This is a genomic window from Luteimonas cucumeris, from assembly GCF_007830035.1.
GTDB lineage: Bacteria > Pseudomonadota > Gammaproteobacteria > Xanthomonadales > Xanthomonadaceae > Luteimonas_C > Luteimonas_C cucumeris.
Map to the genome: position 1 here is coordinate 179,407 of NZ_VLKN01000004.1, position 20,010 is coordinate 199,416.

General features: G+C 66.3%; 19 protein-coding genes. 15 read left to right on the forward strand and 4 right to left on the reverse strand.

What is annotated here, in order from left to right:
• Positions 1-113: 113 nt before the first annotated feature.
• From IP90_RS09585 to IP90_RS09620, 8 genes are all read left to right on the forward strand, one after another.
• The gene (locus IP90_RS09585) at positions 114-1,310 is read left to right on the forward strand and encodes an OprO/OprP family phosphate-selective porin (protein ID WP_425477101.1); all 1,197 of its coding nucleotides are present in this window, start codon (positions 114-116) and stop codon (positions 1,308-1,310) included.
• 274 nt (positions 1,311-1,584) lie between these two features.
• Positions 1,585-3,819 carry a methyl-accepting chemotaxis protein gene (locus tag IP90_RS09590; protein ID WP_144899408.1) on the forward strand — a complete coding sequence of 745 codons (2,235 nt, stop codon included), beginning with the start codon at positions 1,585-1,587 and terminating at the stop codon, positions 3,817-3,819.
• An 89-nt stretch (positions 3,820-3,908) separates the two neighbouring features.
• Positions 3,909-4,832 carry a CheR family methyltransferase gene (locus IP90_RS09595; protein ID WP_144899409.1) on the forward strand — a complete coding sequence of 308 codons (924 nt, stop codon included), beginning with the start codon at positions 3,909-3,911 and terminating at the stop codon, positions 4,830-4,832.
• Entirely contained in the window at positions 4,829-5,440 is a 612-nt protein-coding gene (gene cheD, locus IP90_RS09600) for a chemoreceptor glutamine deamidase CheD (RefSeq protein ID WP_144899410.1), read from the forward strand. Before IP90_RS09595 ends, cheD begins: the two co-directional genes overlap by 4 nt.
• Positions 5,440-6,504, forward strand: a complete 1,065-nt coding sequence (locus IP90_RS09605; protein ID WP_144899411.1) for a protein-glutamate methylesterase/protein-glutamine glutaminase — start codon at positions 5,440-5,442, stop codon at positions 6,502-6,504. Before cheD ends, IP90_RS09605 begins: the two co-directional genes overlap by 1 nt.
• A gap of 99 nt (positions 6,505-6,603) precedes the next feature.
• Complete coding sequence (locus tag IP90_RS09610; protein WP_144899412.1) at positions 6,604-7,791, forward strand: methyl-accepting chemotaxis protein; 1,188 nt, start codon at positions 6,604-6,606, stop codon at positions 7,789-7,791.
• Between the two features lie 104 nt (positions 7,792-7,895).
• The gene (locus IP90_RS09615; protein ID WP_144899413.1) at positions 7,896-8,573 is read left to right on the forward strand and encodes a sensor histidine kinase; all 678 of its coding nucleotides are present in this window, start codon (positions 7,896-7,898) and stop codon (positions 8,571-8,573) included.
• Positions 8,570-10,279, forward strand: coding sequence for an EAL domain-containing protein (locus tag IP90_RS09620; protein ID WP_144899414.1), 1,710 nt, complete (start codon positions 8,570-8,572; stop codon positions 10,277-10,279). Before IP90_RS09615 ends, IP90_RS09620 begins: the two co-directional genes overlap by 4 nt.
• A 388-nt stretch (positions 10,280-10,667) precedes the next feature.
• On the opposite strand, the gene IP90_RS09625 is transcribed toward IP90_RS09620, so the two are convergent.
• The 4 genes from IP90_RS09625 to flgA form a co-directional block, all read right to left on the reverse strand.
• Positions 10,668-11,825 (reverse strand): ATP-binding protein, encoded by a 1,158-nt coding sequence (locus IP90_RS09625; RefSeq protein ID WP_242007555.1) that lies wholly within the window; start codon positions 11,823-11,825, stop codon positions 10,668-10,670.
• 165 nt (positions 11,826-11,990) lie between these two features.
• A complete protein-coding gene (locus IP90_RS09630) occupies positions 11,991-12,368 on the reverse strand; it encodes a flagellar protein FlgN (protein WP_144899416.1) in 378 nt (125 codons plus the stop codon).
• Positions 12,365-12,673, reverse strand: coding sequence for a flagellar biosynthesis anti-sigma factor FlgM (gene flgM / locus IP90_RS09635; protein ID WP_144899417.1), 309 nt, complete (start codon positions 12,671-12,673; stop codon positions 12,365-12,367). The genes IP90_RS09630 and flgM overlap by 4 nt, the downstream gene beginning before the upstream one ends.
• Before the next feature lie 173 nt (positions 12,674-12,846).
• Complete coding sequence (flgA, locus tag IP90_RS09640) at positions 12,847-13,503, reverse strand: flagellar basal body P-ring formation chaperone FlgA (RefSeq protein WP_199753444.1); 657 nt, start codon at positions 13,501-13,503, stop codon at positions 12,847-12,849.
• Between the two features lie 151 nt (positions 13,504-13,654).
• On the opposite strand from flgA, the gene IP90_RS09645 reads away from it, so the two are divergent.
• The 7 genes from IP90_RS09645 (at position 13,655) to flgG (ending at position 20,003) form a co-directional block, all read left to right on the forward strand.
• Positions 13,655-14,602, forward strand: coding sequence for a chemotaxis protein (locus IP90_RS09645; protein WP_144899418.1), 948 nt, complete (start codon positions 13,655-13,657; stop codon positions 14,600-14,602).
• A 663-nt stretch (positions 14,603-15,265) separates the two neighbouring features.
• Positions 15,266-15,655, forward strand: a complete 390-nt coding sequence (gene flgB, locus IP90_RS09650) for a flagellar basal body rod protein FlgB (protein ID WP_144899419.1) — start codon at positions 15,266-15,268, stop codon at positions 15,653-15,655.
• Between the two features lie 3 nt (positions 15,656-15,658).
• A complete protein-coding gene (flgC, locus tag IP90_RS09655) occupies positions 15,659-16,066 on the forward strand; it encodes a flagellar basal body rod protein FlgC (RefSeq protein ID WP_144899420.1) in 408 nt (135 codons plus the stop codon).
• Positions 16,067-16,089: 23 nt separating this feature from the next.
• Complete coding sequence (locus tag IP90_RS09660; protein ID WP_144899421.1) at positions 16,090-16,773, forward strand: flagellar hook capping FlgD N-terminal domain-containing protein; 684 nt, start codon at positions 16,090-16,092, stop codon at positions 16,771-16,773.
• A gap of 86 nt (positions 16,774-16,859) precedes the next feature.
• On the forward strand, positions 16,860-18,080 hold the full coding sequence (gene flgE, locus IP90_RS09665; protein ID WP_144899422.1) for a flagellar hook protein FlgE: 1,221 nt from the start codon (positions 16,860-16,862) through the stop codon (positions 18,078-18,080).
• 126 nt (positions 18,081-18,206) lie between these two features.
• A complete protein-coding gene (locus tag IP90_RS09670; RefSeq protein WP_144899423.1) occupies positions 18,207-18,956 on the forward strand; it encodes a flagellar basal body rod protein FlgF in 750 nt (249 codons plus the stop codon).
• A gap of 261 nt (positions 18,957-19,217) precedes the next feature.
• Entirely contained in the window at positions 19,218-20,003 is a 786-nt protein-coding gene (flgG, locus tag IP90_RS09675; protein WP_144899424.1) for a flagellar basal-body rod protein FlgG, read from the forward strand.
• Positions 20,004-20,010: the final 7 nt, after the last annotated feature.

The window sequence follows — 20,010 nt, forward strand, 5'->3', positions numbered from 1 at the left end:
GGGCAATCCGGGCGGCTTTCCCAACCTTCCCAACCTTCCCAACCTTCCCGTCCTCGCATCGGCAGCTTCGCGGCTGGCCGCCGGGACACGTTTAGTCGAGAATCATCGAAGCCATCATGAAGAATGTTTCCCTCCTCGCCCTCGCCCTGCTCGGCACCCAGGCCACCGCACACGCCCAGCAGACGGACGCCGGCGGCCAGGCCTGGCCGCCCAGATACGTCTTCGGCAACGGTACCGAACTGTCCGCCACCGGCAACATCGCCTACGATTTCAACGACGCATCCGGCGACGGCTACAACGCCGCAACGACGCTGGAAGACGACCACGACTGGCGCCGCCAGGAGCTCGGGTTCTCGCTCAAGCGCAAGGGCGTCTACGACTTCGCCGCCTCGTTCGATTTCCACGCCGAGACCTGGATGGACGTGGCGCTGCGCGTCGAAACCCAGGCCCTGTTCGGCCGTGACCTGGGCAAGCTGCGCGCCGGCCAGTTCAAGACGCCGGTGGGTTTCGAAGGCAATACCTCCACGCGCAACTCCGCTTTCATGGAAAGTTCGTTGCCGACGCAGGCCTTCTACGCAGGTCGCCGCACCGGCATCGACTGGACGCTGGAACGCGACACCACCCTGCTGAACGTGGGCTACCTGTTCGGCTCCGACCTGCAGGGCAACAACGATGGCACGACGCTCGGCGCACGCGCGGCATGGACGCCGTTGAAGCAGGCAGGCCGGGTGCTGCACCTGGGCGTGAGCGGATCGATCGAACGTCCCGACAGCGAAATCAACGGCCTCGGCGTCGAGGTGTTTCCCGCCGCACGCTGGCGCGCCAAACCGGAAGCATCGCTGACCAGCGTGCGTCTGGTGGATTCGGGCACGCTCAGCTTCGTCGATTCGATCCGTCGCAGCGGCGTGGAAGCACTATGGATCGATGGCCCCTGGTCGCTGCAGGCCGAATACCTGCATCAGCGCACCGCGCGCGACCACGGCCTGCCGGGTTACGCCGCCGACGGCTACTACGTCTTCGGCAGCTGGGTGCTGACCGGCGAATCGCGCAACTACAGCGGCGGCAATGTCGGCAATCCCAAGCCCACCCATGCCTGGGGCGCGGTCGAACTGCTGGCCCGCTACAGCCAAATCGACCTGGACAACGACGGCATCACCGGCGGCCGCGAGCGCAACTGGACGCTCGGCGCGAACTGGTACCTGACGCGTCACGTCAAGTTGCAGGCGAACTACGTGCGCGCCGATGCGAAGCGCGGCGCGAGCTCCGCCGACCCGGAAATCATGCAGCTGCGCGTGCAGTTCTATTTCTGAGGAAGCTGAACGAGTCAGGATCGTCATCCGGGGTGACGACTCTTCAACGTTGCCTAAGGCGAACACATCGCACCTGGCAAACACCTGAATCCGACACGGCGCCGCGCATCAAGTTTTGATGCGCGGCGCCGCTATTTCCGGGGTGGGAATTGCGTCGCGGAGCCGATTGCCGGACCCGCACGTGAACCCGGAATCGAGCCGGCTTTTCCGGCCATCGCAAATGTAACCCGGCGGTCGTCATCGCACTCATTGCCGCACCTGGAGACTCCTGATCATGAAATGGTTCCACAACCTTGCCATCGCCAGGAAGCTGGCCATGGCTTTCGCCCTGACCACGCTGATGACCATCGGCCTGGGCTGCTTCGCGCTGCTGCGGCTGGAGGCTTCCAACGACCAGTTGCAGCTGGTCAGCACGGTCGACATGCCGTCGGTGCAGTACATGGGCGAGGTTCGCTCGCAGCTCGGAGAGTTCCGCACTTTCGAACTGGCGCAGCTGACCCGAATCGACGAACCGGAAGCGGTCGCCGACTACAACAAGCGGATGGCCGACAGCAAGCGCATCGTCGACGAGCAGCAGAAGCTTTACGAAGCCCTGCCTTCCGATCCCAAGGAAGATGCGTTGTACGCCAAGGTGAAACAGGGGGTCGATGCCTATTTCGCGGCCAGGCAGGAAATCGACAAGGCACTGGACGCAGGCGACGTCGCCGCCGCACAAACCGTGGCCGACGAGAAGTCGCGCCCGCGGCGGCGCGCGTTGTTCGCTGCGCTCAAGGCGCTGGACGAACACAACATCGGCACGATGAACGCCCAGATCGCAGAAGCCAATGCCACCCACGCCAGCAGCGTGCGCGCGATCATCGCCGGCGTCGTCGCACTGGCGCTGCTCGCCATCTTCCTGGGCTGGGTCATCACACGCGCCATCACCGGACCACTCGGCCGCGTGCTGCATGCGGTGCGCTCGGTGTCGCACGGCGACCTGTCGGCGCGGATCGGTCAGGCAGGCGAAGACGAGCTTGGCCAGATGCTGCACGCCACCGAGGACATGATGAAGATGCTGCGCCGCTTCTCGCAGGATGCGCAGCACATGGCGCAGATGCACGCTGGTGAGAACATCTCGCAGCGCATCCCCGAAGATTTCCCCGGCATCTACGGCGAGCTGGCCAAGGGCATCAACACGATGATGTTCGAGCACCTGGATGCCTTCAACGACGCCGTGGCGATCCTCAACCGCTACGCCATCGGCGATCTGACGCAGGACGCACGCCGCCTGCCCGGCCAGCGCGCCAACCTGCACGAATCGATGGATCAGGCCAAGGCCAGCCTGTCGGCGATCAACGCCGAGATCAAACGACTGTCGATCGCCGCGGCCGCCGGCGACTTCAGCGTGCGCGGCGATGCCGAACGCTTCCAGTTCGACTTCCGCATCATGATCGAAGGCCTCAACAGCATGATGTCGGTCAACGACCGCAACCTGGGCCAGCTGTCGGAACTGCTGCAGGCGATCGCCCGCGGCGACCTGACCGTGCGCATGGACGGCGACTTCCACGGCGTGTTCGCCCGCATGCGCGACGATGCCAACGCCACCGTCGCCCAGCTCACCGACATCGTCGGCCACATCCAGGACGCCTCGGTCCACATCAACACCGCCGCCTCCGAGATCGCCTCGGGCAACGCCGACCTGTCCAGCCGCACCGAACAACAAGCCGCCAACCTCGAGGAAACCGCCGCCTCCATGGAGGAACTGACCTCCACCGTGCGCCAGAACGCCGAGTCCGCCCGCCAGGCCAACCAGCTGGCCATCGGCGCCGCCGGCGTGGCCTCCAAGGGCGGCGACGTCGTCGGCCAGGTCGTCACCACCATGCAGGACATCGAATCGTCCTCGCGCAAGATCGCCGAGATCATCTCGGTCATCGACGGCATCGCCTTCCAGACCAACATCCTGGCGCTCAACGCCGCCGTGGAAGCGGCCCGGGCCGGTGAGCAGGGCCGCGGCTTCGCCGTGGTGGCCAGTGAAGTGCGCACCCTGGCGCAACGTTCCGCCGGGGCGGCCAAGGAGATCAAGGGCCTGATCGAGACCTCGGTGGACAAGGTCGCCGACGGCTCGCGCCTGGTCCACCAGGCCGGCACCACCATGGGCGAGATCGTCGCCTCGGTGCAGCGGGTCACCGACATCATGGCCGAGATCTCCGCCGCCTCGCAGGAGCAGTCCGCCGGCATCGAACAGGTCAACCAGACCATCACCCAGATGGACGAGGTCACCCAGCAGAACGCCGCACTGGTCGAGGAAGCCTCCGCCGCCGCACGGGCCATGGAGGAACAGGCGGCCGCGCTGTCGGAAACCGTCGACGTGTTCAAGCTCGATCCGCAGCAGGCGGCCGCCGCGCCCGTGGCTGCCGTCATCAAGCGCGCGCGTGCGATGGCGCCGGCGATGGGCAAGACCATCAACTCGGCACCGGCCGCAAAAACCGCGTCCGATCTGGCGGAAGCCGGCGACTGGCAGGAGTTCTAGCAGCAACGCCGCTGCCGGCAACAGGATCCCGGTCGCCATCGCGACCGGGATCGCACCCCCACGTTTGAAGCCTGCAGTCGAGAACCTTCATGTCCGCCGTTCCCCGCACCATCACCGCCATCCGGGCTTCGCAGCCGGCGCACCGTCCGCCGCCGCAGGCGGACATCGGCGACAACAGCGAAGGCGCGCGTCGCGATTTCGAATTCAACGACCGTGATTTCCGCCGCGTCTGCGAATTGATCCGCCAGCGCGCCGGCATCGCCTTGACCCCCGGCAAGCGCGACATGGTCTATGGCCGCCTGTCGCGACGCCTGCGTGCATTGGGCCTGCACAGCTTCAAGGACTACCTCGACCAGCTGGAACGCGAGGACGGCGAGGAATGGCAGGCCTTCACCAATGCCCTGACCACCAACCTCACCGCTTTCTTCCGCGAGCCGCATCACTTCGACACGTTGCGCGGCGAGCTGCAGTCGCGCGCCGGTCGCGGCCTGTTGCGGCTGTGGTCATGCGCGTCGTCCACCGGCGAGGAACCCTATTCGATGGCGATCAGCGCCTGCGAGGCGTTCGGCAGCATGACCCCGCCGGTGCGCATCCTTGCCACCGATGTGGACACGCAGGTGCTGGCCACCGGCGAACGCGGCGTCTATCCGCTCGAACGCATCGCCGGTCTCGACGAAGACCTGCGCCGCCGCTACTTCCAGCGCGGCACCGGCCCCAACGAAGGCTTCTGCCGCGTCTCGCCCGCGTTGCGCGAACTGATCGATTTCCGCCCGCTCAACCTGCTGGCGCCGCGTTACGAGGTTGGCGGCCCATTCGTGTCGGTGTTCTGCCGCAACGTGATGATCTATTTCGACAAGCCGACGCAGCACGCGATCCTGTCGCGGCTGGTGCCGCACCTGGCCGACGACGGCTTGCTGTACACCGGCCATTCCGAAAACTACCTGCACGCGGCCGACCTGATCCAGCCATGCGGGCGCACGCTGTATCGCCGCAATCCGGGTCCGCGCGCATGAACCGGCTGGCGGCCGTCGCGGTCGCGGCGCAGGACGACGGCGTCCTGCGCTACCACGATGCGCGCTTCCAGACCGCCGCCGCCAAGTTGCTGCCCACCCAGTACCTGGTCGTGGACCGCGACATGGCGCTGGTGACGGTGCTGGGCTCGTGCGTGGCCGCCTGCGTGCGCGATCCATTGCTCAAGCTCGGCGGCATGAACCATTTCCTGCTGCCGGACGGACAGGTCGGCGACGGCGCACCGGCACGCTACGGCAGCTTCGCGATGGAACTGCTGATCAACGACCTGCTCAAGCGTGGCGCCAGTCGCGGCCGTCTGCAGGCCAAGGTGTTCGGCGGCGCCAACGTGCTCAAGGGCTTCACCAGTAATCCGGTCGGCACGCGCAATGCCGAATTCGTGCGCCATTACCTGGATGCCGAAGGCATCCCGGTGGTGGCCGAGGATCTGCGCGGCATCCATCCGCGCAAGGTATGGTTCTTCCCGCACAGCGGACGCGTGGTCGTGCAGCGCCTTCCGCATGCGCACGAGGCCGAGGTCGTCGCCGCCGAATCCGCGGTGCGCGCGCGCCTGTCGAAGACGCCGGTCACCGGCGGCGTGGAACTGTTCTGATGAATGCATCGCGTTGCAGGGTGCTGATCGTCGACGACTCGGCCGTGGTGCGGCAGATGCTGACCGAGATCCTGTCCGGCGATCCGGCGATCGAAGTGGTCGGCGCGGCCGCCGATCCGTTGCTGGCACGGGAAAAGATCAAGCGCCTGAATCCGGACGTGATCACGCTGGATGTGGAAATGCCGCGCATGGACGGGCTGGCATTCCTGGAAAACCTGATGCGCCTGCATCCGCTGCCGGTGGTGATGATCTCCTCGCTGACCGAACGCGGTGCCGATGCCACGCTGCAGGCGTTGTCGCTGGGCGCGGTCGATTTCGTCTCCAAGCCCAGGCTCGACGTCGCCCGCGGCCTGCAGGACTACGCCGAGGAAATCATCGCCAAGGTCAAGGCCGCCGCGCATGCGCGCGTGCGTCCGCTGGCGCGCACGTCGGCGCCGGCCGTGGCGTTGTCCTCATCCGCACCGGCGCCGGCATTGCGCTTCCGCACCACCGATCGGTTGATCGCGATCGGCGCATCGGCCGGCGGCACCGAGGCCTTGCGCGTGGTGCTCGAACAGATGCCGGCCGATGCGCCGGCGATCGTCATGACCCAGCACATTCCGGCCGGTTTCAGCCACGCCTTCGCCGAACGCCTCGACCGGCATTCGGCCATGGCCGTGCGCGAAGCCGGCGATGGCGAAGCGATCCTACCCGGCCACGCCTACCTGCCGCCGGGCGGCAAGCATCTGCGCGTGATCCGCGACGGTGCGCGCTGGCGTTGCCGCATCGACGACGGCCCCGCCGTCAACCGCCACAAGCCGGCGGTGGACGTGCTGTTCCGCTCGGTCGCCGCCAACGCCGGCGCCAACGCGATCGGAGCGATCCTCACCGGCATGGGCGACGACGGCGCGCGCGGTCTGCTGGAGATCGCGCAGGCCGGTGCTCCGACGCTGGTGCAGGACGAAGCCAGCAGCGTGGTCTGGGGCATGCCCGGCAGCGCGGTGCGGCTCGGTGCCGCGCGGGAAATCGTGCCGCTGGAACGCATCGCCACGCGATTGCTGGAACTCACCAACAGCGCGCACTGAACACTGCGCAGTCGAGAGTGTGGCGTCGCGCACGCCGCGAGCACTAAAGACCCCCCTGTCGTGGCCGATACCAAGAAGGTATTTCCGCAGAGACCGCACATGTATTCGCGCATTATGGTTCGACTGGCTCCGCCCCTGCTCCTGACCCTGATGTTCCCGGCATCGGTGGTGCTGGAATGGTCCGCACCGCTGCGCTGGACCCTGCTGACGATGCTCACCCTGTCGTGGCTGATCTTCGCCGCGTTCGCAATGGTGCGTTCGCGTCCGAGCCGGGAGCAGTCGACCATCATCCGCCAGCAGGACACGCTGCTGGCCGAACTGCGTCGCTATGTGGCCACGGAAATCGACGGCTCGCGCCACGAGATCAGCCGCGCGCGCGAACTGATCCGCGAAGCCGTCGGCGGACTCGGCGAAAGCTTCGACGCGATGAGCCGCAAGTCGCGCGAACAGGGCATGGCCGTGGCGCGCATCATCGACCGCACCGGCGACGGCGACCGCTCCGGCATGGATGTCGCCCGCTTCGCGCACCACGCCAGCCAGCAGATGGAGCAGTTGGTCGAGGCGCTGGAGCAGGTCAGCGGCCAGAGCACCACCACGGTACTGCACATCGACCAGATGGCCGCGCACCTGGACGGCATCTTCTCGCTGCTGGAGGACGTCAAGTCGATCGCCGACCAGACCAACCTGCTGGCACTGAACGCCGCCATCGAAGCGGCCCGCGCCGGCGAGGCCGGGCGCGGCTTCGCCGTGGTCGCCGACGAGGTACGCAACCTGTCGGAACGCTCGACCGCGTTCAACGAGCAGATCCGCAAGCTGGCGCACAGCTCCAAGGACGCCATCGCCAAGGTCCGCGACACGGTTTCGCAGATGGCGTCGCGCGATCTCGACCGTTCCCGTGAAGCGCGCGGCGAGGCCGCCAGCATGCTCAACCAGGTATCGGCCATCAACAGCTCGCTCAGCGAAGGCATGCGCGAGATCGCGCAATGCGGCGGCGCGATCGACGCCAGCGTCGCCGAGGCGGTGCGTGCGCTGCAGTTCGAGGACATCGCCACGCAGTCGCTGGGCAGCGCCCACACCCATCTGGACCGGCTCACCGCGATCAACCACGAGGCGCTGGCGCTGCAGGAGCTGCTGCATCGCAACGATGGCATGCCCGATGCCGACCTGGTGTCCTCGCTCAAGCAGATCGGCACGCGCCTGCGCGATCGCTGCAGCGAATGGGAAAAGCCGCCGCACAAGCCCGTCGCGCAGCAGAACATGGGCGTCGGCACCGTCGAACTGTTCTGAGCGGGTGCGACCGCACGCCACGCGTGCGATGCGCTTGCACGCATCGTTGAAGTGGCGAACTGGCATACTGCCGGCCGGTAGTTGTTTGAAGACGTACTGCGCCGATGGCCACGCCCGATCCTCCCACGCCCGCCGCAAGCCGCGACCCCCGCGAACTGCAGGCGGTGAGCGCGCGCCTGCTGTCGCTGCTGGAAGGCGACCGCCACTGGATCGCGCGCGAGTTGCACGACCAGATCGGCCAGGCAGTCACTGCGATGAAACTGTCCGCGCACCTGGCCATGGACGAGGACGACGCCGCGCAGCGCCGCGACGACCTGCACGAGATCGTCCGCATCGCCGACGACACCATCGAAAGACTGCGCGACCTGTCCGCGCGCCTGCGACCGCCGCAGCTGGATGCGCTGGGCCTGGAAGCGGCGCTGCGCTGGCAGGTGGATCAGCTGGCGCAGGCTTCGGCCACGCAGTTGCGGCTGCAGATCGCGCCGCTGGCACGGCGTGCCGATGGCGATATCGAGCTGGCCTGTTTCCGCATCGCGCAGGACGCCCTGCTCCAGGCCTGCGCGGCCGGTGCGCGCCATATCGAATTGTCGCTACGCGAAGATGGCGACGACCTGTTGCTGCGCATCGAAGCCGACAGTCGCGGCCTCGCGGACGACGGCGCAGCGCTGGGACTGATGCACGAACGCGCGCGCGGCGCAGGCGGCCACCTGCAGTTCGACGATGACGCTGGCATGCGCCTGTGCCTGCGCCTGCCGCGACAGACAAGCGCCGGGGGCGCATGAACGCCGCCCCGCCCTCGCATGCGATCACCCGGCTCGGCGCCAGCGAACCCGAACTGGCACGGCTGATCGATGCCGCCAACAGCGATGGGCCGCCGTTGATGCTGCTGCACATCGACATCGACCATTTCCGCTCGGTCAACGAGAACATGGGCGCGGAGATCGGCGACCAGGCGCTGATCATGCTCGGCGAGCGGCTGGCCGCGAAGTTCGGCCCCGATGCGCATATCTGGGCCAGCGGCAGCGACGAGTTCCTGGTGGCGCTGCCGCTCCTGCCCGGCAATCCATCGCCGGAGCAGTACGGTGAACTGGCGCGCAGCCAGGTCGAGCTGCCGATGCTGATCCTGCCGTTCACGCTGTTCCTCACCGGCACCGTCGGCATCGCGCTGTGCCCTGAACATGCGCGCACCGCCTCGGCACTGCTGCATTGCGCCGAATACGCCGTCGCACAGGCCAAGCTCGAAGGCCTGAACCTGGTACGCCGCTACACACGCGGCGCGGCGATCAGCCTGCGCAACGACGGCATCATCGCGCGCGAGATCGTCAGCGCGGTCGACAACGGCGAACTGCGCCTGTGCTACCAGCCCCAGGTCAGCGCCGGCGATGGTCGCGTGATCGGCATGGAAGCGCTGCTGCGCTGGCAATCGCCGACGCTGGGCACGCTGATCCCGGAACGCTTCATGCGCACCGCCGAGAAACTCGGCGTGATCACCCAGATCGGCGACTGGGTGCTGCGCAACGTCTGCCAGCAGGCGCGGATCTGGCGCGACTGGGGTTATCCAGACCTGGAAATCGCGGTCAACATCTCGACCCTGCAACTGCAGCGTCCGACCTTCGCCATGGAAGTGGTCGAGGCGATCCAGGCCGCCGGCATTCCTTCCGGGATGATCGTGCTGGAAATCCGGCAGAGCGCACTGGCCATGGACATGAACTTCGTCCACCAGACGCTCGCCAACCTGCACCGCGAAGGCATCCGCCTGACCCTGGACGACTTCGGCATGGGCGATTCCAGCCTCGATTCGCTGATCCGTTTCTCGGTCGACAAGATCAAGATCGACCGCAACTTCGTCAAGGGCCTGCCGGCGGGCAGCCGCGAGGTGGCGATCACCTGCGCGATCATCGCGATGGGCCACCAGCTGGGCATGAAAGTCGTGGCGCACGGCGTGGAAACGGAAACGCAGCTGGGCTTCCTGCGCCGCAACCAGTGCGACATCTTCCAGGGCCACCTGTTCGGGCATCCGATGGCGGCCGACGAGGCCGGAGAAGTGCTGCGACGCCGTTTCGTGCGCTCCGATGCCTTCATCGCGACGCAGCCGGACCGCACACTGCTGCTGGTCGACGACGAGGAGAACATCCTGCGCTCGCTGGTGCGCCTGTTCCGCCGCGACGGCTATCGCGTGCTGGCGGCGAGCACGGTCGCCGACGCCTTCGACCTGCTGGCAACCAACGACGTGCAGGTGATCCTGTCGGACCAGCGCATGTCCGACATGAGCGGCACCGAATTCCTGGGCCGGGTGAAGGTGCTGTATCCGGACACGATGCGGCTGGTGCTGTCCGGCTACACCGATCTTGCGACGGTGACCGACGCGATCAACCGCGGCGCGATCTATCGCTTCCTGACCAAGCCATGGGACGACAACGACCTGCGCGAACACATCCGGCAGGCGTTCCATACCTACGCCGAACAGCACAGCCGGATCGCCGGCTAGGGCATCTCAAATTGTTTACAGAAAGTCTGCCTCCCATACGTGGTGGGCGGCGGCCATGGATGGCCGCCGTTTTCCGACCGAGCCAGGAGGGCGAGTCGGAAAATCCCCGAGGACTACAAACTGCAACGTGAGCTCTGTCGGGGAAGAGCCCTTCTCTTTGGTTACTTTCTCTTTGGCTCTGGAAAGAGAAAGTGACCCGCACGCGTAGCGGGCGGAAGCTCTTGGAGATTGCAGCAGGAGCAACACTTGAGCCAAAAGTGTTCCAGGGCTGCAGAAGAGCCTCCGAGCAATACTGATTTCTTCCCGAACGCAGCGAGAGATCTGCTCTACTTCCGAAAAAAAACAGATCCCTCGCTGCGCTCGGGATGACAGGAATCACTACCGGTCGTCAGGCCAGCGACTTGTCCGGCTGCCGTATCGGCAGCGTGATCCTGAAGCAGGCGCCGTTGCCCGGGCTGCTGCTCACCTCGATGTTGCCGCCATGCTTGCGCACGATGCGATAGGAGATCGACAGGCCCAGCCCGGTGCCCTTGCCGACCGGCTTGGTGGTGTAGAACGGATCGAAGATGCGCTGCTGCACGTCCTCGGGAATGCCGACGCCGGTGTCCTCGATGCTGATCCAGACCTGGTCGTCGCGCACGCCGGTGGCGACCGTGACCCGGCCGCGCTCTGCGATCGCATGGCTGGCGTTGAGCAGGATGTTCATGAACACCTGGTTGAGCTCCGATGGCAGGCACTGCACCAGCGGCAACGCGCCGTAGTCCTTCTCCAGCGTCACCTTGTACTTGAGTTCGTTCCAGATGATGCTGATCGTCGAATCCAGGCCGGCATGCAGATCGGCCAGGCGCCACGATTCGTCGCGGTCGGAATAGGAGAAATCCTTCAGGTTGCGCACGATCTCGGTGACGCGCTCGATGCCTTCGCGCGATTCGGCCATCAGTTGCGGCAGATCGCTGCGGATGAAATCGAGGTCGAAGCGCGAGCGCATGTCGTCGATCTCCGCCTGCAGCGCGCGCGGATCCGGCGCGCGCAGCGCGCGCTCATAGGCCTCGATGACGGCGAACAGGCCATGCAGGTACTCCTGCAGCGTGCCCAGGTTGGAGTGCACGTAGCCGATCGGATTGTTGATTTCGTGGGCGACGCCGGCGGCGAGCTGGCCGATCGAGGCCATCTTCTCGGCCTGCAGCAACTGCTCCTGCGCGCCGGCCAGCCGCGCCAGCGTCTGCTGCGATTCCTCGTGGCGGCGCTGCTGCTCCTGTTCGCGCGCATGCGTCTCGGTGACGTCGATGAACACCACCATGAACTGGCCGCGGCCGTTGCTGCCGTGATGGTAGGCATGCACCTGCACGACGCGTGCATCGTCCAGCGTCACTTCGCCGTACCAGCGTCCGGTGCGCCGCGCCGACGCCAGCGCCTCGGCGGGCAGTAGCGCCAGCAGCGCCGACAGGTAATCGCCCGCCGCCTGCCCGACCACCAGCGCGCAGGCGGCGCTGTTGGCGTGATAGGGCGTGCCGTCGCCCATGCACATCAGCACGCCGACATCCATCAGCTCGTGCAATGCCTGCACGTCCTCGATGCTCGGCAGACGGTCGTCCGGCCGGTTCGACACTGGATCTGACAAGTCGATGTCCGTTCGCCCGCGGCGCGCGGGCGGCATCGAAAGTATCGGCAAGAGCCAGCGGCGCGGCAAGCAGCAGCGCGTGACGACGATTCAGGCGACGGCGATCGGGCGCGTGGCTTTCACGTTGTCGGTCTGGCCGTGCGCGTCGTAGGCGACCGCGCTTTCGCTGCGGCCCAGGTGGCGCAGCGCCCAGTTCACTTCGCGACGGCGGCGTGCGAGCAGCGCGCCGTTGGCGTGGTTGAGCTGCGACAGCTGCTGCAGGCGCGATTCGACATCGGCGCTGCCGATTGCCACCAGCGCGGCATCGGGCTGGAACCCGGGTACGCCCGCTTCCAGCGCGCGCAGCGATTCCAGCTTCTTCTGCGTGGAACGGATCAGCGCTTCCACGTCGTGTTCGAGGATCGCATGACGCTCCTCGTCGAGCGCTTCGGCGAGCCGGTCGAGCAAAGGAGCCATCACCGCGCTCATGCGCCAAGCTGGCGTTCCAGGCCCAGCATGCCGTCGGCGATCGCCTCGGCGTTGATCTGGTAGGTACCGGCCTGCAGCGCTGCGCGGATGGATTCGACGCGTGCGGTATCCACCGCCGATGCCGATGACAGTTCGCGCTGCATCACCTGCAGGCTGGCTGCCTCGCCGGTCAGGCGCAGGCTGTCGCCGCCGCCGCTGGCTTCGACCGGACGCGCGTTCTCGGCGCCCGCGCTGGCCACGCGGCTGGTCGCCGCGGTGGTGCTGCGTATGGCCGGCGGCGGTGTGCCTTCGATCTTCTGGTTCATCTCGGTCTACCTGTTGCGGGGTTCATTGGGGCTATCGGCCACGCCGGCACAAAGTTGAGTGACGTCGTCCACACATTACGGTTTCCGGCGGAATCGCGCGATCGCGTACTCGCTCCTGTCCGGTAGCGGCCGCGATCCGGGCAACTTTAGGGTGTCCGGGTCCATGCGAGGCCTCATCGGTTGACCCAGACATCGCCGTCCGGCCCGACCACGCCCTGGATGGCCCTTCGCGACGACAGGCTTTCCACGGTGACGCGCTCGTTCTCGCCGGCATCGGCCAGCGCCTTGCCGGCCATGCGCACCTCGACACCGCCCCGCCGCGATACCAGCATCACCTGGTCGCCGCGACGCACCAGCCGCGGCGCGACCAGGTCCTGCATCGACAGCACGTTGCCAGCCGACAGGCTGCGCCGTGCGACCTGGCCCAGCGCCTGGGCCGGATCGCCAATGGCGGCCCCGACGATGCGGCTGGCATCGCGCGTCCCGGCAACGAAATCATCGGCGGTGATCACCTGGCCGGCGCCGACGCCACGACTGAGCACCAGCACGGTCTGGCTGCGCCGCACCCGCACCGGCACGAACAGGCGCCAGCCGGCGTCCTGCGGGCAGCTGACCTCCACCGAATGGGCGCTGCTGGCGCGGGCGACGAGATCGCCCGCGCAGCGCGGCAGGCGCAGTGCGGGGTCCAGCGTCGCCTCCGCATCCGCGCCAGGCGCCAGCGCAAGCGCGGCAAGCGCGGCGCTGCGGATCGATTCGACCGGCTGGAAATCGGTTGCCGCGGCAGCCGGCATCGCCAGCAACCCGGTCAACAGCATGGCGATTCGCAACATCCGGTGGCTCCGACGATTCCTCGCAGCAGCGGATGCAAGCGACGTGCCGTTGCGGGGGCGTGTCGTGCAATCACGCAACGTCGCGCCGCACCCACGCATTTGCAGCGCACGGCGTCCTCAAGTCTTCGCCGGGCCGTGTCGATAAGCCTGCATGACCCAGGACCTGCTCAACCGCATCGACCAGCGCACGCGCCTGGCCGGACACAACCGGCTGGCCCTGCTGCTGTTCCGGCTCGGCGGCCGCCAGCTTTTTGGCGTCAACGTCTTCAAGGTGCAGGAAGTGCTGCGGCGGCCGCCGATGTTCCAGTTACCCGGGCTGCCTTCGCAGTTCGCCGGCGTGGCCGACGTGCGTGGGCGCTCGGTACCGGTTCTGGACCTGGGCCTGAGCATTTCCCATCCCGAGCGCGACCCGGCAACCGACGACCTGCCCGATTACCTGGTGGTGACCGAGTTCAACCGCTCGATCCAGGGTTTCCTGGTCAGCGGCGTGGAGCGCATCGTCAACATCGCCGTCGAGGACATCCATCCGCCGCCGGACCTGGGCACCGCCGCCGCCAGCTACCTGACCGCGGTGACGCGTTTCCAGGGCGAGCTGATCCAGGTGATCGACGTGGAAAGCGTGCTGGCCGACATCCTGCAGGCGCGCATGGACGCGCCACTGGCGCCGGAAATGGCCCTCCCGGCCGGCAACACTCTGCAGGTGCTGGTGGTCGACGACTCGCGCGTCGCCCGCTCGCAGATCCGCAGCGTGCTCGACCAGCTCGGCGTCGGCGCCACCCTGCTGTCCGACGGCCGCCAGGCGCTGGACCACCTGCTGCAGATCCATGCAGGCGGCGAGAACCCGGCCGAACGCTATGCGATGGTGATCTCCGACATCGAGATGCCGGCGATGGACGGCTACACGCTGACGACGGAAATCCGTCGCCATCCAGGCCTGGCCGGCCTGTACGTGCTGCTGCACACCTCGCTGTCGGGCGTATTCAACAACGCCATGGTCGAGCGTGTCGGCGCCAATGCGTTCGTCGCCAAGTACAGCCCGCATGAGTTGGCGGAGTATGTGTTGGCGAGGTTGCGGGTGGTGGCGGGGTTGGCTAGCTAAGGCCTGGTGGCTGCACCAAGGGTTTGCTTTTGGACGACGCGAGCACCCGCATCGCAACTCCATAGACCCGGAGGGCGGCGGCCATGGATGGCCGCCGTTTTCCGACCGAGCCATGGATGGCGAGTCGGAAAATCCCCGACGACTACGAGGTGCAACGGGAGCTCCGTCGGGGAAGACCCTTTTCTTTGGTTACTTTCTTTTGGGTCATCAAAAGAAAGTGACCCGCACGCGCAGCGGGCGGAAGCTTTTGCCGCTGCGGTAGAGCAGAGGACCGATGGCAGCGACGCAACTCCCCAACCCTTGCGGGTCGGCCTTTCCGCCCGCTTCCGCGTGCGGGTCACTTTCTCTTGATGGGGCCAAGAGAAAGTAACCAAAGAGAAGGCCCTTCCCCGATCAGAGCTCACGTTGTGGTTGGTAGCCCTCGTAGATTTTCCGAGTCGGCATCCTGCCTCCATCGGAAAACGGCGGCCATCCATGGCCGCCGCCCTCCGGGTCTATGGAGTGGCTCGGATCGCTGGTGCTCGTGCCAAGATCAACGGCAGTAGCCAGAGCAACAGCAATGCGCGGCACGGCGCCAGAAGTAACCGGCGCCAGATATCCGGCACCCCCGTTCTGGCACACGTCTTGCCTCGCTGCTGGCAACGGTTTTGCCGGAGCGCACCAATGGCCAACGATCCCATCTCGTCCTACTTCGGCGTCCACGCCGCGGCGCTGCCGCTGCGCGAGCAGCGCATGCAGGTGATCGCCAGCAACCTGGGCAATGCCGACACGCCCAATTACAAGGCCAAGGACATCAGCTTCGACGCTGTGCTGCAGAACGCTGCGCAGGCAGGCGCGCCGATGCGCAGCACCGATGCGCGTCATATCGACGGGCTGGACGTCGGTGTGCATACCTTCGAGCGCAAGGGCGTGCAGCCCAGCCTCGACGGCAACACCGTCGATGCCGATACCGAGCGCGCCGCCTATGGCCGTGCCGCACTCGAATACCGCGCCTCGCTCAGCTTCCTCGAATCGAAAGTGCGCGGAATGCTGACCGCGATCACGGGGCAATAAGCCATGAGCAACCTGCCGATCTTCGACGTCGCCGGCTCCGCGTTGCAGGCGCAGTCGGTGCGTCTCAACACCATCGCCAGCAATCTTTCCAACGCCGATTCGATCGCGTCCTCGGCCGACACGGTCTATCGCCCGCTCGAACCGATCTTCCAGGCGCAGCCGCTGTCCGACGACGGCACGCTGACCGCCGTTCGGGTCAAGGAAATCACCCAGAGCGACGCGCCACCGATCAAGCGCTACGAGCCCGGCCATCCGATGGCCGACGCCGACGGCTACGTATACGCGCCGGATGTCGATCCGGTGGCGCAGATGGTCAACCTCATTTCCGCTTCGCGCGGCTACCAGGCCGGCGTGGAAGTCCTCAACACCGCCAAGGAACTGGCGCTGGCCACCCTGTCGATGGGCCGCTGACAGAATTCCCCGGGAGCACCCGCATGACCACCGCCGTCAATGGCGATCCTTTCGCCGCACTCAATGCCAATCCCGGCACCGCGGCCGGCAAGAAGAACGACGCGCTCGGCCAAGCCGAATTCATGCGCCTGATGACCGAGCAGCTCAAGCACCAGGATCCGCTGAAGCCGTTGTCCAACAGCGAATTCATCGGCCAGCTCGCGCAGTTCTCCACCGTGCAGGGCATCAGCGATCTCAACACCGCGGTGCAGGGGTTCGGCAACGCGCTCACTGGCGACCAGGTGCTCAAGGGCGCGGCGCTGGTCGGGCATGAAGTACTGGTGCCCTCGGAACAGGTCGCGCTCGCGGCAGGTGGCGTCGCCAGCGGCGTGGTGATGGCGCCGGGCGCGGGCACCGTGACGGTCGAGATCACCGACGCCAGCGGCGCGGTGGTGCGACAGATCGAGGTCGCCGCCGACGCCAAAGGCGAGGTCAGGTTCGGCTGGGACGGCAAGAACGCGCAGGGCGAAGCGATGGCGGCCGGCAACTATGCGATCAAGGCGACGCACCTCGGCAGTTCCGGCACCGCCACCACGCTCAACACCTATGTCGACTCGATCGTGGAAAGCGTGACGATCGGTTCCGACGGGCTTTATCTCAATCTTCCCGGGCTGGGCACCGCGCCGCTGGACTACGTGCTGCGCGTCGGCGGCGCCAGGGCCGGCTGATACGCCACGTCGATCCGCACGTCGAACCACATCGATTTCCCGTCCACGCCTGAGTCATCCAAGGTCGTACACCCAAGGAGTCCACCATGGCTTTCAACAGTTCGCTCTCCGGCATGAAGGCGGCCAACGCCGACCTCAATGTCACCTCGCACAACATCGCCAACGTCGGCACCACCGGCTTCAAGGAGTCGCGCGCCGAATTCGCCGAGGTGTTCTCCACCACCGGTTATGGCCTGCTGCGCACCGGCATCGGCGCCGGCGTGCGCCTGACCAACGTCGCCCAGCAGTTCTCGCAGGGCGACATCAACCAGACCGGGCGCTACCTGGACCTGGCGGTGGACCAGGAAGGCTTTTTCACCGTCAGCAACAACGGCAGCAACGTCTACACGCGCGCCGGAAACTTCCAGCGCGATCCGAACGGCTTCGTCACCACGCCCGAAGGCTATCGGCTGCAGGCATTCCCGCCGCGCGCCGACGGCACCGGCTTCGACACCGGCAACCTGGTCGACCTGCAGCTGCTGACCAGCGACAGTCCGCCCAGCCCGACCACGATGGTCAACCTGGGCGTGACATTGCCGGGCAACGCCGCGCAGCCCACCATCGCGCCGTTCGATCCGCTCGACGGCAACAGCTACAACGAGACCACGTCGGTGACGGTGTACGACTCGCTGGGCGTGGCGCATTCGCAATCGGTGTTCTACGTGAAGACCGCCACCCCGAACGAATGGCAGGTACACGTGTACGTGGACGGCACCTCGATGGGTGCGCCGACCACCGCGCAGTTCGACAACAACGGCGCGCTGACGCTGCCGGCCAACGGCCGCATCACCCTGGCGCCGTTCACGCCCACCACCGGTGCCGGCGTGCTCAACATGACGCTGGACATCACCGGCACCAGCCAGTACGGCGAGAACTTCGCCAAGAAGGACCAGCGCCAGGACGGTTACGCCAGCGGCAAGCTCAACGAATTCAGCGTGTCGCCGGAAGGCGTGGTGTACGCACGCTATTCCAACGGCGTCGACCGCGCCGTCGGCCAGGTGGCGCTGACCAACTTCACCAATCCGCAAGGCCTGGTGTCGCAGGGCAACAACACCTGGACGCACAGTTTCGCCTCGGGCGAACCGCGCACCGGCGCGCCGGGCACGTCGGACTTCGGACAGGTCGCCTCGGGCGCACTGGAAGCGTCCACCGTCGACCTGACCGAGCAGCTGGTCAACATGATCGTCGCGCAGCGCAACTTCCAGGCGAACTCGCAGATGTTGTCGACGCAGGACCAGATCACGCAGACGGTCATCAACATCCGCTGACGCGCGTGATTCGGGATTGGTGATTGGTAATTGGTGATTCGCAACAGCCGAATCCCTCCCGTTCCGAAGCTCTACCGAATCACGAATAACGAATCACCAATCACCAATAACCAATCACGGCCCCCAATGGACAAAGCCCTCTACGTCGCGATGACCGGTGCGCGTGCCTCGCTGCAGGCGCAGGGCGCGGTGTCGCACAACCTCGCCAACGCCGACACCAAGGGTTTCAAGGCAGCGCTGGCGGCCACCGAAGCGTTCCGCATCCAGGGCGAGGGCTTTCCTTCGCGGGTGAACGCGGTGCTGGTCGAGCCGGGTTTCGACGCGCGTCCAGGCGCGCAGATCGTCACCGGCAATGCACTCGACATTTCGCTGCGCCAGGATCGCTGGCTGGCGGTGCAGGCCGAAGACGGTAGCCAGGCCTATACGCGCGGTGGCGAAATGAGCGTGACGCCGAACGGCCTGCTGGTCACCGCCGGCGGCCGTCCGGTACTGGGCGAGAACGGCGCGCCGATCGCGATCCCGCCGCATCAGTCGATCGACGTCGGCAACGACGGCACCATTTCGATCATTGCCCAGGGCGAAGGCCCGCAGACCATGGCGATGGTGGGCCGGATGCGCATCGTCGATGCGACGCCGGAGCAGCTGCGACGCGGCGGCGACGGCCTGATGCGCAGCACCGATCCGCAGGCCGCGTTGCCGCAGGCCAATGGCAACAGCCTCACCACCGGCGCACTGGAAGGCAGCAACGTCAACGCCGCCACCGCACTGGTGCAGATGATCCAGCTGCAACGCCAGTTCGAGATGCAGGTGAAAGTGATCCGCAGCGGTGACGAGATGGCGCAGTCGTCGAACCAGCTGTTGCGGCTGGGGGGATGAAGGGCCGTGATTGGTGATTGGTGATTGGTGATTGGTGATTGGTGATTGGTGATTCGTGATTCGTAAAAGCGCCTTGCGTCGGCTTCCTGACTTTCAAGAAGTCATGAATTCGGCGGTTGCAGGCGTATTCGCGACGACCGCGACGGATCGACGTCACCGTCTTCGGCACAGGACTTGCCTGACCTCCATCGCAACCCGCTTTTACGAATCACCAATCACCAATCACCAATAACGAATAACCGCCGTCAAAGGACTCCCACCATGAACCAAGCCCTATGGGTCGCCAAGACCGGACTGGACGCGCAGCAGACGCGCATGTCGGTGGTTTCCAACAACCTGGCCAACACCAATACCACCGGCTTCAAGCGCGATCGCGCCAGCTTCGAGGACCTGCTGTACCAGCAGGTGCGCCAGCCGGGCGGTTCGACTTCGCAGCAGACGCAGTTGCCGTCGGGCCTGCAGCTGGGTACCGGCGTACGCGTGGTTTCGACGTCGAAGGATTTCCAGCAGGGCAATCCGCAGCAGACCGGGCGCTCGCTGGACGTGATGGTCAATGGCCGAGGCTTCTTCGAGGTGCTGCTGCCGGACGGCTCGTCCGCGTACACGCGCGACGGCTCGTTCCAGATCAACGCGCAGGGCGAGCTGGTCACCAACAGCGGCTACCCGGTGCAGCCGGGCATCCAGATTCCCGAGGGCGCGCAGTCGATGACCATCGGCAACGACGGCACCATCAGCGTGACCATGGCCGGCGAGGCGCAGGCGCTGGAGATCGGCGCGCTGACCCTGACCGACTTCGTCAATCCCTCGGGTCTGCAGGCCAAGGGCGAGAACCTGTACGTGGAAACCACCGCGTCCGGCCCCGCGCAGAACGGCACCCCCGGCCTCAATGGACTCGGCTCCGTGGTGCAGGGTTCGCTGGAAGGTTCCAACGTCAACGTGGTCGAGGAGCTGGTCAGCATGATCGAGACCCAGCGCGCCTACGAAATGAACGCCAAGGCGATCTCCACCACCGACTCCATGCTCGGTTATCTCAACAACAACGTCTGAGGCCGGC